Source organism: Curtobacterium sp. MMLR14_006 (assembly GCF_001864985.1).
In the GTDB taxonomy this organism is placed as follows: domain Bacteria; phylum Actinomycetota; class Actinomycetes; order Actinomycetales; family Microbacteriaceae; genus Curtobacterium.
This window is the reverse complement of sequence record NZ_MJGU01000023.1, coordinates 493798-509160: the sequence shown is the minus strand read 5'-3', so window position 1 is coordinate 509160 and position 15363 is coordinate 493798. Positions and strand designations below refer to the sequence as shown.

Below are 15363 nucleotides of genomic sequence, written 5' to 3'. Positions count from 1 at the left end.
TACCGGACCGTCCCCCGCCACCCCCGGAAAGGCACGATGTCCCGCACCGACCACACCGCCCGACCCCGCCTGCTCGTCCTCGGTTCGACGTTCCCGGCGCACCCCGACGACGGCGTGCCCGCGTTCGTGCTCGACCTCGCCCACCAGGAGGCCCTGGGCTTCGACACGATGGTGCTCACGCCCCGGGTGCCCGGTGGTGCCAAGACGGAGCGGATCGGCGACGTCGGCGTCCGGCGCTTCCCGTACTTCCCGAAGGCGTTCGAGGACCTGGCCGACGGCGCGATCCTCGACAACCTCAAGGAGCGGCGTTCCCGGATCGTGCAGGTGCCGGCGCTCGTGCTCGCGCAGTACCTCGCCGTGCGCCGCGTCGTGCGGTCGGCGAGGCCCGACGTCATCCACGCGCACTGGGCGATCCCGCAGGCGCTCGTGGCGACGCTCGCGGCGCCCGGCGTGCCGGTGGTCGTCACCACGCACGGTGGCGACATCTACGCCCTGCGTGCCGCGCCGCTCGTCCGGCTCAAGCGCTGGGTCTTCGGGCGGTCCGCCCACGTCACCACCGTCAACTCGGAGATGCGCGACCGCCTGACGGAGTGGGGCGTGCCGGAGTCCCGGTCCACGGTGATCCCGATGGGCGTCGACCTCGGTCCGGCCCGCGACACCCGCGCCCGCGTGCCCGCCCAGGAACACCACGTCGTGGCCGTCGGCCGCCTGGTCGAGAAAAAGGGCTTCGGCAACCTGGTCGAGGCGCTCCGCGGCCTCGGCGACGACGTGCCGTGGCGGCTCACCGTCGTCGGCGACGGTCCCTACCGGGCGCAGCTCGAGCAGCAGGCGGCCGGACTCCCCGTGACGTTCCTCGGGCAGCGCGGCCGCACCGAGGTGCTCGAGACCCTCGCGTCCGCGACCGTCGTCGCCGTGCCGTCGATCCCCGCAGCGAACGGCGACCAGGAGGGCCTGCCGGTCACCCTGCTCGAGGCCGCCGCCGTCGGTGCCGCGATCGTCGCGAGCGACCTGCCCGGCATCCGTGACGTGGTGGAGGACGACGTGTCCGGCGTGCTCGTGCCGCCCGGCGACGTCCCGGCGCTCCGGGCCGCGCTGCAGCGCGTGCTCACCGACGACGCCGCGCGCGCCCGCTACCAGGAGCGGGCCGTCGCGTCGGCGGCGGAGTTCTCGACCGAGCGGATCGGCGAGCGCTACCGCGCGGTGCTGTCCGACGCGATCGGCTGATCCCCGTCCGGGGTCGCCGTCGGCGCCGGCGCGGTCGGTACCGCCGTCGTCGGTGCCGCCGTCGTGTCGTCCTGCCGGCGCCGGCGGAGGCCGTCGAGCTCGCCGAGCACGAAGAGCACGATCGTCGCGGCGGTCAGCACGCCGGCGAGCACCGTCGCGCCGAGCACCAGGGTCCTCGAGTGCGGCACGAGCGTCGCGCCCGCGAAGTGCAGCAGCGACCAGATCGGCACGAGGGCCAGGAGCGTCCACGCCGGCACGAGCACCACGGCCGCGCGCCGCGACGCCCCGAGCCCGGCCGCCACGGCGATGGCGATCGGTACCCAGACCGCCAGCGTGTAGCGGTTGATCGGCGCACCGCCACCGGCCATGTAGCGGATCTCGACGAGCACGAAGAGCACGACGACGGTCACGAGCATCGCGACGACGAGCGCGCGCGGCCAGGCCTCGGCGGACCGGACGGCACGCTCCCCCCGCCGGTCGGTCGCGCGGCGCACCACGAGCACCACGGCGGCGACCGCCACGAGCAGGAGCGGCACGAGCAGGAGCGTCCACGGCACGGGGTCGCGCAGGTCGAGCGCACCGCGGTAGAGCGCGAAGAGCTGCTTCCAGAAGGACGGCTTCGTCGCCACCTCGCCGTCGGTGAAGTGGGCGCGGGGCACCCAGCCCGGCCACGGCTTCGGCCGACCGCTGAACGACCCGGCGACGATGGTGTTGCGCACCCAGAACCACCCGGACGCCGCCGCGGCGGCGGCCACCGGTACGAGCGCGACGACCACGCGGGCCCACACGCCCCGGAGCCGGCCGAGCCGGACCGTCCGGGCCAGCAGGAACGCCACCGCGACGGCCACCAGCCAGAGCGCGAAGGACAGCCGCGTGGTCATGCCGGCGGCCGTCACGAGGGCGCCGCCGACGAGCAGGCGCGGTGTGAGACCGGAGCGCAGGGCGGCGCCGGCCACGCCGCAGGCGAGGGCGCCGAGGAGCGCGGCGAGCGAGTCGTTGTAGACGACGCCGGCCTGCACGACGAGCACCGCGGTGAAGGCCGAGACGACGGCGACGGTGGCGGGCAGTCGACGGGCCCCCGGGAAGCAGCGCGACGCCGCCCAGGCCGCGGCGGGGACGATCCCGGCCACGACGAGCGCGTTCACGACGCGCGCCGCGACGACCGCCTGCACCGGGTGTCCCCCGTCGACGAGCGGGCCGACGAGCGGCGCGAGCAGGACGTAGTAGAGCGGCGGGTGCTGCGCGACCCACTGCACGGGCGGGTGGTGGCCGAAGCCGGGCCGGAAGCGCACGCCGTCCATCAGGACCGGCAGCTGCCCGTGCCACACCCGGAGTGCGTAGTCGACGTGCGCCGACTCGTCCGTGCTGCTGAGCGGCTCCGTCGACGCGATCCGGGCGACGGCGGCGACGAGCACGAACAGGGTGGCCGCGAGCACGACCGGGGTGGCCCAGTCGCGCCCGCGGACGCCGTCGAGCAGGACGCGCCGCACCCGGGGGGCCACGGAGTGCCTCAGCGCCCCATGCCGCGGTACGTGAAGCCGGCTGCGGTCCAGGCGTCGCGGTCCAGGCAGTTCCGGCCGTCGACGACGACCGGGCTGGCGACCAGCGACGCCACGGTGGTCGCGTCGAGCTCGCGGAACTCGGTCCACTCGGTGAGCACGAGCACCAGCTCGGCGCCGGTGAGCGCCTCGGACGCGCGCTCGACGTAGTCGAGTTCGGGGTGCACCCGACGGGCGGTGCCGACGGCCTCGGGGTCGTACGCCGAGACGGTCGCGCCGAGGGCGTGCAGACGCGCGGCGATGTCGAGGGCCGGCGAGTCGCGGACGTCGTCGGAGTTCGGCTTGAAGGCCAGGCCGAGCGCCGCGACGCGCTTGCCCGCCACGTCGCCGCCGAGCAGCTCCTGGGCGAGGTCGACGACGTGTGCACGGCGGCGCAGGTTGGTGGCGTCGACGTCGGCCAGGAACGCGAGCGACTCACCGACGCCGAGCTCGTCGGCCCGGGCCTGGAACGCGCGGATGTCCTTCGGCAGGCAGCCGCCGCCGAAGCCGAGGCCGGCGTTCAGGAACTTGCGGCCGATGCGGGCGTCGTGGCCGATGGCGTCGGCGAGCGCGGTGACGTCGGCGCCGGCGACCTCGGCGATCTCGGCCATCGAGTTGATGAACGAGATCTTGGTCGCGAGGAACGCGTTCGCGCTGATCTTGACGAGCTCGGCCGTCGGCAGGTTGACGACGAGTCGCGGGGTGCCGGTCGACAGCGCCTCGGCGTAGACCTCGTCGAGCGCGGCGACGGCGCGCTGCCCGTCCTCGCCGTCCGGCACGCCGTAGACGAAGCGGTCCGGGCTGATGGTGTCCTGCACCGCGAAGCCCTCGCGCAGGAACTCCGGGTTCCACACGAGCGTCGCCCCCGGCACGGCGGCCGAGACCTCGTCGGCGAGCCGCGCGGCGGTGCCGACGGGCACGGTCGACTTGCCGACGACGAACTCGCCGGCGGACAGGTGCGGGGTGAGCGCGGCGACGGCCGCGTCGACGTAGGTCAGGTCCGCGGCACCGGTCGGGCCCTGCGGGGTGCCGACGGCGAGGAAGTGCACCTGGGCGCCGGCGACCTCGGCCATGTCCGTGGTGAAGCGGATCCGGCCGGACGAGAGCGCCTCGGTCAGGATCTCCGGCAGCCCGGGCTCGAAGAAGGGAGCCTCGCCCGCGGCGAGCCGCTCGATCTTCGCGGGGTCGACGTCGACGGCGACGACGTCGTGTCCGAGCTTGGCCATGGAGGCGGCGTGCACGGCACCGAGGTAGCCGCAGCCGATCACAGAGATACGCACGCGAAGACGCTACCGGTTTCTCGCGCAGATGCCAGCACGGCCCCGCCGCCCGGCGCGGCCCCCGCCGTCAGGAGCGGACGTCGCCCCACGGCGGTCGGTGGTCCGGACCGCCGACGATCTCGTCCCAGTCCGGCTCGCGGTGCCGGCGCCTGGCCTCGTACGCCTCCACCAGGTCGTGCAGGACGGCGACGACGAGGTCGGCGTGCGGCACGTCGGCGAGCACCACGGCCGGGTCCTCACCGGGGAACACCAGCACGTCGCCGGAGCGGAACAGCCCCTGCAGCCCGCGGCGTCGCACCGTGACGTCGTACCCGCGGGAGTGCAGCAGCTCGTGCCGGGTGCGGGTGCCGAGGCCCTGCACGACGACCAGGCGACGGGTCGTCACGATGTACCGCTCGGACATCCACCGGAAGAGCGGGACGGCGCCGCCGACCACGACGAGGAGCACGACGAGGCCCGCCACGACGGCGTTCAGCCACGCGAGCTGGGCCTGGAAGACGCCGAAGCCGAACCCGCCGGCGGCGGTCACGAGCACGACGAACACGGCCGGGCGCACCAGGCGCCGAGCGTGCGGTCGCAGGCGCGCGACGACGCGTTCGGGCGGCGGCTCGGCGGTCATGCCGTCATGCATACCGCAGGTGGGTGACGTCCCCCACGGCGACGCCCCTGGCCGCGCCGGCTCGATCCCGGATCGTGATGCGGCCCTCGTCGTCGATGCCGGTGGCCTCCGCCTCCTCGACCGTGCCGTCGGGCAGTTCGAGGCGGATGCGGCGACCGATCGTGCCGCACGCTGCGCGGACACGGGACCGGACCGTCTCGGCGGCGGGACCGCCGGCGGCCAGGGCGACCACGGCCTCCAGGAGGGCCCGGTGGAAGGCGGACAGGACCGCGTCGGCCAGGGTGGGGGCGTCGTCGACCGCGCCCGCCAGGCGGAGGGAGGTCGACGTCGGCGTCGGCAACCGGTCGGTGGGGATGGTGAGGTTGACGCCGGCTCCCACGACGACGCTGCCGTCCGTGGCGACCTGGCAGAGGATCCCGCACACCTTGTCGCCGGCGACCTGCACGTCGTTCGGCCACTTCACGACGACCGCTGCGTCGGACGGCAGGACCGACGCGACGGCGTCGCGCATCGCCGCACCGGCGACGAGGGGCAGCCACCCGCGGTCGCGGTCGTCGAGGTCGGCCCGGACGAGCACGCTCGCGGCGAGCGTCTCGCCGGCGGGGGCGGACCACGAGCGGTCGAGCCGACCGCGGCCGGCGGTCTGGTCCATCGTGGCGACGACGCTCCCGTGCTGCCGGGCGGTCGCGACGTCGAGCAGGTCCGCGTTGGTGGAACCGGTCCGCGCCGGCGTCTCGAGGGTCGCTCCGGACGCCCGGACCGCGCTGCCGGTGACGGGGAAGGACGACGACGCGGGTGTGGACATGCACGCAAATGTACGGGCAGGAACCGTGGGGGTCCTCCAACCGACCCCGTCCTGGCCGCCGGTAGGGTGAGCGGGTGACCACAGGAGACACCCCCGATCTCTCGACGACGGCCGGCCGACTCGCCGACCTCCGCGACCGGTACCACGAAGCCGTGACCGCCGCGGGCGAAGCCGCCATCGCGAAGCAGCACGCCAAGGGCAAGGGCACCGCGCGCGAACGCATCGAGCAGCTGCTCGACGAGAACTCCTTCGTGGAGTTCGACGAGTTCGTGCGGCACCGCACCACCTCGTTCGGCATGGACGCCAAGCGCCCCTACGGCGACGCGGTCGTCACCGGCGTCGGCACGATCCACGGCCGCAACGTCGCCGTGTACGCCCAGGACTTCACGGTCTTCGGCGGATCGCTCGGCGAGGTCGCCGGCGAGAAGATCATCAAGGTCATGCAGCACGCGCTGAAGACCGGTGTGCCGATCATCGGCATCCTCGACTCCGGCGGCGCGCGCATCCAGGAGGGCGTGGTCGCGCTCGGCAAGTACGGCGAGATCTTCCGCCTCAACACCCAGGCGTCCGGCGTCATCCCGCAGATCTCGATCGTCATGGGCCCGGCGGCCGGCGGTGCGGTGTACTCCCCCGCCCTCACCGACTTCGTCATCATGGTCGACAAGACCAGTCACATGTTCGTCACCGGCCCCGACGTCATCAAGACCGTCACCGGCGAGGACGTCGGCTTCGAGGAGCTCGGCGGCGCCCAGACGCACAACGCGGTCTCCGGTGTGGCCCACTACCTCGCCGAGGACGAGACCGACGCGCTCGACTACGCCCGCTCGCTCATCGGGTTCCTGCCGGACAACAATCTGTCCGACGCGCCGGCGTACGACGTCGCCCCCGAGCTCGAGACCACCGACGCCGACCACGAGCTCGACCTCGTCATCCCGGACTCGACGAACCAGCCGTACGACGTCACCACGATCATCGAGCACGTCGTCGACGACGGCGAGTTCCTCGAGGTCCAGCCGCTCTTCGCACCGAACATCCTCATCGGCTTCGGCCGGGTCGAGGGCAGCACGGTCGGCATCATCGCAAACCAGCCGCAGGCGATGGCCGGCACGCTCAACATCGACGCCGGCGAGAAGGCCGCGCGCTTCGTGCGGTTCTGCGACGCCTTCGGCATCCCGATCCTCACCCTGGTCGACGTGCCCGGCTACCTGCCCGGCACCGACCAGGAGTGGACCGGCGTCATCCGCCGCGGTGCGAAGCTGCTCTACGCCTACGCCGAGGCCACCGTGCCGCTCGTCACCGTCATCACCCGAAAGGCGTACGGCGGCGCGTACATCGTCATGGGCTCGAAGCAGCTCGGCGCCGACATCAACCTGGCGTGGCCGACCGCCGAGATCGCCGTGATGGGCGGTCAGGGCGCCGTGAACATCCTGTACCGCGCCGAGATCAAGCGCGCCGAGGAGTCCGGCGAGGACGTCGCCGCCGTGCGCACGAAGCTCGCGAACGAGTACACGTACAACGTGGCGTCGCCGTACCTGGCGGCCGAGCGCGGCGAGCTCGACGGCATCATCCAGCCGCACGCCACGCGCGTGTCGGTGATCAAGGCGCTCCGGTCGCTGCGCGGCAAGCGTGCGACGCTGCCGCCGAAGAAGCACGGGAACATCCCCCTCTGATGGGCGTGCACTGATGGGTCGTCACGCAGCTCCCGTCCCCGCGGACGAGCCGACGTCGGTCGCCGACGTCCACGTGGTGTCCGGCGACCCCTCGCCCGAGGAGCTCGCCGCCGTCGTCGCCGTCCTGCAGCGCCAGGCCGACGAGGCTGCGGCCGCTGGTCGTGCCGAGGTCGTCGACCGGCCCCGGGCCGGCTGGGAGTCATCCGCACGCGGCCTGCGTCGCCCGCTCGACCACGGCCGCGGCGCCTGGAGCCGGTCGCTCCGCTGATGTACCCCTGCGGGGAGTGCTCCGTGAGCACGTTGCAGGCTGCACTTCCCGGTCGGTATCCCCTCGATCGGGGGGCAGGGAACGCGGAATCGGGCCAGATCCGCTTGATTTGTCCCCCGAAATGATGACTGACACGGGTTGCGGGCGGGGGCAAGATTGACGTGTTCGGTGTCCTTCTCTGAAGAACATCGCAGGTCGGTGGCCGACTAGGGTACGACGCCATCGACCGCATCGAGGCAGGGCGACATTCGGGTTGTCGCTCAGCCTCGGGTCGTGAACGGGCCGGTCGGACTCCGACCGGCCCGTTCCCCGTTTCCGGGGGCGTTCGCACGCGCACCCCTCCGCGACGGTCCACGCGTCGATCACCTCGTGCGTCGTCGGGGTGGTCGCGTCAGCCGTCGGCGCCGGCCCGGCGCGACCAAGTTGCGGCCGGGAGGCCCGTGGCAGCGCTGCCACGCGCCCCCCGGCCGCCCCCGCAGCGCGTCCGCTGTCTCGGGTACCCTGCGGCGCGCACCACCTTCGCGACGATCCACGCGTCGATCACCTGGTGTCGTGTCGGAACATGCGCACGCACCGCATGCGTGCGCATGTCCGACGCTCCACGCGTCGATCACCTCGTGTCGTGTCGGAATCTGCGCAGTCGCCGCGCGACCCCGCGCCGCCGCGACCCGCGTCAGACGGTCTCGTGCCGCGGGATCTCGAGCCAGAGCGCCACGGAGTCGTCCTCGTCACCGTCGTCGTCGTCCATGCCGGCGCCGAGTGCGGCCGACTCGCTCGCCGCGACGTCGAGCCGCAGGCCCACGACCGTCACCGCGGCCTCGGCGCCCTCGCCCACCGTGCGGACGATGACGTTGTCGGCGTCGCGGGCCTGCCGGAGCGCCTCGGCGATGCGCGCGTGGATGCGTCGGACGTCCTCGGCGTCGAGGTCGTCGAGTCCCCCGTCGTCGTGCACCTGGACGGTGGCACCCCGTCGCCGCAGCTGCATGACCTCGTCGCGGACGTCGTCGGAGAGCAGCGACCTGCCGCGGATCTCGTCGCGGATCGCCTGCTCGAGGTTGAGACACTCGGCGCGGTCGGCCTCGTCGAGGTCGCCGCACGAGTCGATGATCCGCTGCAGCATCGGCAAGGCCATGCGGGTGGTCTGGCGCAGGCGGAACTGCCGCTCGAACACGTGGGCGTCCTGCGCGGCCTGCCAGTCGGCGGTCTCCTGTTCGGCGCGCACGAGCTCGCGGGTGTTCCGGGTGGCCCGGCTCATCGCCGCGGCGAAGACCGTCGCGATCGCGACCCAGGCCACGCTGCCGAGCACGCCGAGCGACCCGAGGGCGTCGAGCCCGGCCCACGCGATGGTGTGCACGGCGAGGAACAGCACACCGACCCAGGCGAACGGGCCGCGGCCGCGCACCACGAGCACGACCATGAGCGTGCCGACCGCGGCGATCCACCAGGTGACGTAGCCCGCACCCGGGGTGATCTCGCGGACGACCGGGGCCGACACGACCGGCATCACGAGCGCGGTCGCCAGGGCGAAGCACGCGCTCCAGACCGGCAGCACCTTGCCCGGCACGAACAGCACCGTGCCGGTCGCCGCGGCGTACAGCACCATGCAGGTGATGACGGGGCCGACCTCGGTGACCCGGGACAGCGACGACAGCGCGAGCACCAGGTGGTAGACGGAGAAGAGCGAGGCGAGGCCGAGCGCGACGCTCGCCGGCAGCGAGACCCTCACGCGGAGGCCCCCGATCCGGCCGCTGCCCCGGTCCAGCGCAGTTCGACGCGGGTACCGGCGCCGGGGGCGGTGTGCACCTCGGCCGTCCCCTCGACGGTGGTGACGCGCTCGATGATCGAGCGCCGCACGCCGAGCCGTTCGGACGGGATCGCCGCGACGTCGAAGCCGCGCCCGTCGTCGCCCACCTCGACCCGGATGCCGTCGCCGCGCTGCTCGATCCGGACCCAGCGGTCGACGTCGGGTCCGCCGGCGTGCTGCACGCTGTTCACGGCGGCCTGCAGCGCCGCCGAGGCGAGGGCGTCCGCGACGGCGGCCGGCAGCCGGAGCGGCGCGGCATGCGCTGGCCGGGGCGGCACGATGCGCACCGGCGCGGCGAGTGCACCGACGGCGTCCCCGATCCGCGTGCGGAGCTCGGCGAGGGTCACCGGGAGCGCCTCGCCGGGGCCGTCCGTCGCGGCGGCCTCGAGGTGGTCGATCGCGTTCCGGGCCATCCGCGCGGCGAGCGTCTTCGCCTCGAGGGTGTCCGCGCGGGCGGCGGACAGCAGCGTCGTGAGCACGCTGTCGTGCACGATGGCGTCGACCTGGACCCGCTCGACCTCGGTCGCGTGCTCCCGGATCGCCAACGAGTACCGGCGGACGGCGGTGGACTGCGCCGAGTCGACGGCCGAGGCCGCACGGCGCAGGACGACCGCGATGACGAGGACGGCGCCGCTGAGCAGCGCCGTGTAGACACCGTCGAGCAGCGCGCGGGTCAGCCCGACCTCGCCGCCGACCGGCGCGAGGCGCACCACCACGTAGACCGCCGGGACGAGTGCCGTGTAGATCGTCGCGCGCCACGTGGCGAAGCCCATCGCCGCGGCGGTCGACCCGACGGTGCAGAACCACCACGGCCAGGGCTGCTGCCCCGCCGGGATCGGGTCCTGCACGGTGGCCGGCCAGCTGACGAGCGCGACGAGGAACAGCAGCGCGCAGGCGATCTGCGCGAGCTGCGCGACCCGCGGCACGAACGCCGAGACGCCCACGAAGACGAACGAGGCGCCGAGCGCGAGCGCGACGAGCGGTCCCCAGAACGGGTCGAGGGCGGGCAGCTGCTCGAGCACGGCCGGCGCGTCGACGATCCCCAGGCCGATCGCGGCCATGGCGAGCAGCACGGCGAACGCGCGCTCGACCGACGCCTGGGTGATCGAGGTGCGGACGTTGCGGGACGGGTCGCCGCCGAACGGTGCCGTGCCGTCGAGTCCCGGTGGGACCGGGCCGTGCTCGGGCGCACCGGGCGAGGCGGGGACCGCACCGGCCCGGGCGCCGGCACGCTGGGCCGCGGGACGCAGCGCGCCGGCCCCCGGGCCCACCGCTCCGGCGAACCCGGGCGCCGGCTCAGCCGCGATCGCCATCGGACTCAGCGACCGTCGCCGTCGGGGTCGATCCCCGAGTCGAGCCCGGGGAGGATCCCGTCCTCGACCGCGCGGCGGAGCAGGTCGACCTTGGTCGGCGCGGGTCGGCCGACCTCGACGTACTTCACGCGGATGCGGTCGAGGTACTCGCGGGCGGTGGAGTACCCGATGCCGAGCTGCTGCGCGGCGAGCTTGAGCGGCAGGCCCGATGCGTAGAGGTGCAGGATCTCCCGCTCGCGGCGCCCGAGCTGCGCCTTCGCGAAGTCCCGGTCGGCGTCGATCGCGCTCGCCCACTCGAGGTTGTTGAGGACGTCCCCGCGCGCGACGGTCGCGACGGCGGCCATCACGGTCTTCGTCGCCGAGGACTTCGGGATGACGCCGGCAGCCCCTGCTGCCAGTGCCTCGCGGACGTTGGCGACGCGGTCGGCGATGGAGTGCACGAGCACCGCCGATCCGGTGCCCTGCACGCCCTTGACGTTCTCGGTGACGGTCGAGCCGTCGCCGAGGGACAGGTCGAGGACGACGACGTCGACCTCTCGCCCGTCGAGGTTCTCGACGTACTCGGGGACGCTCGCGGCGGTGAGCACCACCTCGAACCCCTCGTTCTGGCACGCCGCCTGGATCCCGAGTCGGACGGACTCGTGGTCGTCGACGATCGCGACCCGGACCGGCCTGGTGGCCGTCGCGGGTGTCTCGTTGGTGGTTGTCGTTCCTGCTGCCACTGTGGCCTCTCGTCCCGATGCGCAGGCCCGGCCCCTGAAACCGGGTCGCCATCGAGTACCCAGGATACCCAGCCCGGACTCAGGTGGGGAGTCCGGACGGTGCGCCACGCGGCTCAGGTTCCGGCGCTCGGGCCCTCGGCGGGACCCGGGCGATGCTGGGACGACCTCAGCGCGTCGGTACGAGCCGGGCGACCGCCTCGAGGTGGTGCGTGTGCGGGAACAGGTCGAAGGCCCGCAGCGCCTCGAGCGTGTACCCCAGGTCGGCGAAGGTCGCGACGTCGCGGGCGAGCGCGACGGGGTCGCAGGCGACGTAGACGACCTGTGCGGGTGCCAGTGCCGCGATCTGCTCGACGACCTGGCGTCCGGCGCCGGCGCGCGGCGGGTCGAGGACGATCGTGCCGGCGCGGAAGCGGTCCTGCTCGGCGCGCGAGGCGTTCGCCACCGTGTTCGCGAGCCAGCGGTCGACGCGCCCGGTCTCGGCGCGGGCGCCGATCCACTCGGACAGGTTCTCCTGCGCGTGCTCGGTCGCGCGCCCCGCGCTCTCGACGCTCGTGATGCGCGCCTTCGGGCCGACGAGGTCGCCGAGCGCTGCGGCGAGCAGGCCGACACCGCCGTACAGGTCGAGGTGGGTGCCCTCGGGGTCGAGGCGGTCGCGGTCGACCAGGTCCTGCACGGCCTCGGTGAGCACGGTCGCCGCGGCGCGGTGCACCTGCCAGAAGCCGTTGTCGTCGACCTGGAACGTGCGCTCCCCGACGACCTCGGTCACGACCGTGGGCTTCTGCTCGTCGATGACGAGCCGTGCCCCCTCGGACCCGCTCGGCGCGAGGACGTCGATCACCGACGAGCCCGGCATCACGCCACGGCCGAGCGGCGCGCTCTGCTGCACCGCGGCGCTCGCGAGCGGCAGGCTGGTGACGGGGATGACGGAGTGCGAACGGGCGGCGAACGGGCCGGCGGTGCCGTGCTCGTCGACGTGCAGCCGGACGCGGGTGCGCCAACCGAGGCCGTTCGCGGCGTCGTCGCCGGGCGCCGCCTCGACGACGACGTCGTGGCCGAGCACCTCGGCGAGGTCCGTCCGGGCGAACCGCGCGAACGCGTCGACGAGGACGTCGTGCTTCAGCGTGCGCTGGTGGGCGAGGGCGATGTGCCCGAACTCGGCACCGCCCGGGCGCGTCTCGGGGTCGCGGTCGAGCGCGGCCTCCGGCCAGACGTGGTCGACGCGGTGCTCGCTCGGGGTGACGACGCTGACCGTGTCGGCACGCCAGAACGACTTCTTGCGGTCCTCGGTCACCCGGGCGACGACGCGCTCCCCGGGGATCGCGTCCGAGACGAAGACCACCCGGCCTTCGTGCCGTGCCACCGAGATGCCGCCGTGGGCGATCCCGGTGACGTCGAGTTCGAGCAGCGTGCCGACGGATTCACCCATGGTGAGATGGTCCCATGCGTCTGTACCTCGCGAGTACATCCCCCGCCCGCCGAGCCCTCCTCGCCCAGTCCGGGATCGAGCCGGTGCTCGTCTCCCCCGGGGTCGACGAGGACGCCGCCGGTGCCGCCGCCGCCGCGTCCCTCGGCCGTGACCTGACCGGCCCCGAGCTCGTCTCGCTCCTCGCGGTCGCGAAGGCGTCGGCCGTCGCGGACGCCGCCGTCGCCGGCTCGCCGGTGGACGGCGTGGTGTTCGGCGGCGACTCCGCCTTCGAGGTCGACGGACGCCTGTACGGCAAGCCGCACGACCCGGCGGTCGCCCGGGAGCGCTGGCGGCAGATGCTCGCCGCCGGCGGCGGGACCCTGTGGAGCGGACACTGCGTCGTCGACCGGCGCCGCGACGTGGACCCGGCCACGGGGCGGACGGGAGGCCCGGACGCGGCCCGCACCGTGCCTCCCGTCCGTCCCCTGGTCACGTCGCCTGCCGGGGTCCCGGACCTGGGTGACGTCGCGCCCGGCGGGTCGGCGCTGGCCGCCGCGGGCGACCGCGTGGTCGCGGTCGACAGCGCGGTGCTCACCTTCGCCGACGACGTCTCGGCGGACGAGATCGACGCGTACGTCGCGACCGGCGAGCCGCTCGAGGTGGCGGGCGCGTTCACCATCGACGGTCGGGCGGCGGCGTACATCACCCGGATCGACGGCGCGCCGTCGGCCGTGATCGGCATGTCGTTGCCGATGCTGCGGACGATGCTCCTGCGGGGCTTCGGCATCGACTGGCACGATCTCTGGTCGCTGTAGACATCCGCACTGTGCGGGGCCGGTTCTTTGTGGATGCCGGTCAATTCGTCCCGCGACCGCACGAATACGCTGATGTCTCATGCCCCGTATCAGCAAGGTCCTCATCGCGAACCGCGGCGAGATCGCCGTCCGCATCATCCGTGCGGCCCGCGACGCAGGCAAGGCATCGGTCGCGGTCTACGCCGACCAGGACCGTGACGCCCTCCACGCACGCCTCGCTGACGAGGCCTACGCGCTGAACGGCACCACGAGCGCCGACACCTACCTCGTCATCGACAAGATCATCTCGGTCGCCCGTCGCTCCGGCGCGGATGCCGTGCACCCGGGCTACGGGTTCCTGGCCGAGAACGCCGACTTCGCCCGCGCCGTCATCGACGCGGGGCTGACCTGGATCGGTCCGTCGCCGGAGTCCATCGAGCGCCTCGGCGACAAGGTCTCCGCGCGCCACGTCGCCGAGAAGGTCGGGGCGCCGCTCGCCCCCGGCACCATCGAGCCCGTCAAGGACGCCTCCGAGGTCATCGCGTTCGCGGACGAGGTCGGCCTGCCGGTCGCCATCAAGGCGGCCTTCGGTGGCGGTGGCCGCGGCCTGAAGGTCGCACGGACGCGCGAGGAGGTCGCCTCGCAGTTCGAGTCGGCGACGCGTGAAGCCATCGCGGCGTTCGGCCGCGGCGAGTGCTTCGTCGAGAAGTACCTCGACAAGCCGCGCCACGTCGAGACCCAGTGCCTCGCCGACGAGCACGGCAACGTCGTCGTCGTCTCGACGCGCGACTGCTCGCTGCAGCGTCGCCACCAGAAGCTCGTCGAGGAGGCCCCCGCGCCGTACCTGACCGACGAACAGCAGGAGCGACTGTACGAGTCGTCGAAGGCGATCCTGCGCGAGGTCGGCTACGTCGGCGCCGGCACCTGCGAGTTCCTCATCGGGGCCGACGGCACCGTGTCGTTCCTCGAGGTGAACACCCGCCTGCAGGTCGAGCACTGCGTCTCGGAAGAGGTCACCGGCATCGACCTCGTCCGCGAGCAGTTCCGCATCGCCGAGGGCGGCACGCTCGACTACTCCGACCCGACGCCCCGCGGGCACTCGTTCGAGTTCCGCATCAACGGCGAGGACCCTGGTCGCAACTTCTTCCCCGCGCCCGGCCCCGTGCACGCGTTCAACGCGCCGTCCGGCCCCGGCGTCCGCGTCGACTCCGGCGTCGTGTCGGGCGACGTCGTGTCCGGCTCGTTCGACTCGATGCTCGCGAAGCTCGTCGTCACCGGCGCCACGCGCGCCGAGGCCCTGGAACGCTCGCGACGGGCACTCGCCGAGTTCGAGGTCACCGGCCTGCCGACCGTGCTGCCGTTCCACCGCGCGGTCGTGTCGGACCCGGCCTTCGCGACCCCCGACGACGAGCCGTTCTCCGTGTACACGCAGTGGATCGAGACCGACTTCCAGAACGACATCCCGGCGTGGAGCGGCTCCCCCGAGGAGCTCCCCGCCCCGGCCGCCCGCGAGAGCGTCGTCGTCGAGGTGCAGGGCAAGCGCATCGAGGTCACGATGCCGTCGATCGTCGGCGGTGGCGCGGCCGCGGGGCGTCGTCCCGCCGGTCCCTCCGCTCCCCCGAAGCGCCGCTCGTCGGCCGTGCGCGGCGGTGTCGCGAAGTCGGGCGGGTCCGTCGCCTCGCCGATGCAGGCCACCGTCGTGAAGCTCGCGGTCGCCGAGGGCGACACCGTGGTGAAGGGCGACCTGCTCGTCGTCCTCGAGGCGATGAAGATGGAGCAGCCCGTCCAGGCCCACAAGGACGGCGTCGTCACGAGCCTGAACGCCCCGGTCGGCCAGACGATCTCGTCCGGCCACGTGCTGCTCGAGCTCGCGTAGCGCGCGCGGGCGCCGCGCTCCGCTGGCGCGAATCCGCTTCGCACA

General features: G+C 73.6%; 13 protein-coding genes. 5 read left to right on the top strand and 8 right to left on the bottom strand.

Going from position 1 to position 15363, the window contains the following annotated elements; genetic code table 11:
- Nucleotides 1–36 precede the first annotated feature (36 nt).
- Entirely contained in the window at nt 37–1224 is a 1188-nt protein-coding gene (locus BIU94_RS14235; RefSeq protein WP_071261564.1) for a glycosyltransferase, read from the top strand.
- On the opposite strand, the gene BIU94_RS17870 is transcribed toward BIU94_RS14235, so the two are convergent.
- From BIU94_RS17870 to BIU94_RS14215, 4 genes are all read right to left on the bottom strand, one after another.
- Nucleotides 1191–2726: a hypothetical protein gene (locus tag BIU94_RS17870; protein WP_071261554.1), complete on the bottom strand. Its 1536-nt coding sequence runs from the start codon at nt 2724–2726 to the stop codon at nt 1191–1193. The two genes, BIU94_RS14235 and BIU94_RS17870, sit on opposite strands and share 34 nt — an antisense overlap.
- 8 nt (nt 2727–2734) lie before the next feature.
- Complete coding sequence (locus BIU94_RS14225) at nt 2735–4042, bottom strand: UDP-glucose/GDP-mannose dehydrogenase family protein (RefSeq protein ID WP_071261548.1); 1308 nt, start codon at nt 4040–4042, stop codon at nt 2735–2737.
- Between the two features lie 67 nt (nt 4043–4109).
- Nucleotides 4110–4661 carry a PH domain-containing protein gene (locus tag BIU94_RS14220; protein WP_071261544.1) on the bottom strand — a complete coding sequence of 184 codons (552 nt, stop codon included), beginning with the start codon at nt 4659–4661 and terminating at the stop codon, nt 4110–4112.
- A 4-nt stretch (nt 4662–4665) separates the two neighbouring features.
- The gene (locus tag BIU94_RS14215) at nt 4666–5466 is read right to left on the bottom strand and encodes a biotin--[acetyl-CoA-carboxylase] ligase (RefSeq protein ID WP_071261541.1); all 801 of its coding nucleotides are present in this window, start codon (nt 5464–5466) and stop codon (nt 4666–4668) included.
- Between the two features lie 74 nt (nt 5467–5540).
- On the opposite strand from BIU94_RS14215, the gene BIU94_RS14210 reads away from it, so the two are divergent.
- Both BIU94_RS14210 and BIU94_RS14205 read left to right on the top strand, forming a co-directional pair.
- Nucleotides 5541–7136, top strand: coding sequence for an acyl-CoA carboxylase subunit beta (locus tag BIU94_RS14210; protein ID WP_071261524.1), 1596 nt, complete (start codon nt 5541–5543; stop codon nt 7134–7136).
- Between the two features lie 13 nt (nt 7137–7149).
- Nucleotides 7150–7404, top strand: coding sequence for an acyl-CoA carboxylase subunit epsilon (locus BIU94_RS14205; protein WP_071261521.1), 255 nt, complete (start codon nt 7150–7152; stop codon nt 7402–7404).
- Between the two features lie 673 nt (nt 7405–8077).
- Here the strand turns inward: BIU94_RS14205 and BIU94_RS14200 are convergent.
- The 4 genes from BIU94_RS14200 to BIU94_RS14185 all read right to left on the bottom strand — a co-directional run bounded on the left by BIU94_RS14200 (nt 8078) and on the right by BIU94_RS14185 (nt 12669).
- Nucleotides 8078–9130: a hypothetical protein gene (locus BIU94_RS14200; protein WP_071261518.1), complete on the bottom strand. Its 1053-nt coding sequence runs from the start codon at nt 9128–9130 to the stop codon at nt 8078–8080.
- On the bottom strand, nt 9127–10521 hold the full coding sequence (locus BIU94_RS14195; protein ID WP_071261511.1) for a sensor histidine kinase: 1395 nt from the start codon (nt 10519–10521) through the stop codon (nt 9127–9129). The genes BIU94_RS14200 and BIU94_RS14195 overlap by 4 nt, the downstream gene beginning before the upstream one ends.
- A 5-nt stretch (nt 10522–10526) precedes the next feature.
- Nucleotides 10527–11243 (bottom strand): response regulator transcription factor, encoded by a 717-nt coding sequence (locus BIU94_RS14190; protein ID WP_071261508.1) that lies wholly within the window; start codon nt 11241–11243, stop codon nt 10527–10529.
- Between the two features lie 166 nt (nt 11244–11409).
- Entirely contained in the window at nt 11410–12669 is a 1260-nt protein-coding gene (locus BIU94_RS14185; protein ID WP_071261498.1) for a class I SAM-dependent RNA methyltransferase, read from the bottom strand.
- A 14-nt stretch (nt 12670–12683) separates the two neighbouring features.
- On the opposite strand from BIU94_RS14185, the gene BIU94_RS14180 reads away from it, so the two are divergent.
- Complete coding sequence (locus BIU94_RS14180) at nt 12684–13463, top strand: nucleoside triphosphate pyrophosphatase (protein ID WP_071261496.1); 780 nt, start codon at nt 12684–12686, stop codon at nt 13461–13463.
- Nucleotides 13464–13542: 79 nt separating this feature from the next.
- Nucleotides 13543–15318: a biotin carboxylase N-terminal domain-containing protein gene (locus tag BIU94_RS14175; protein ID WP_071261491.1), complete on the top strand. Its 1776-nt coding sequence runs from the start codon at nt 13543–13545 to the stop codon at nt 15316–15318.
- Nucleotides 15319–15363 lie beyond the last annotated feature (45 nt).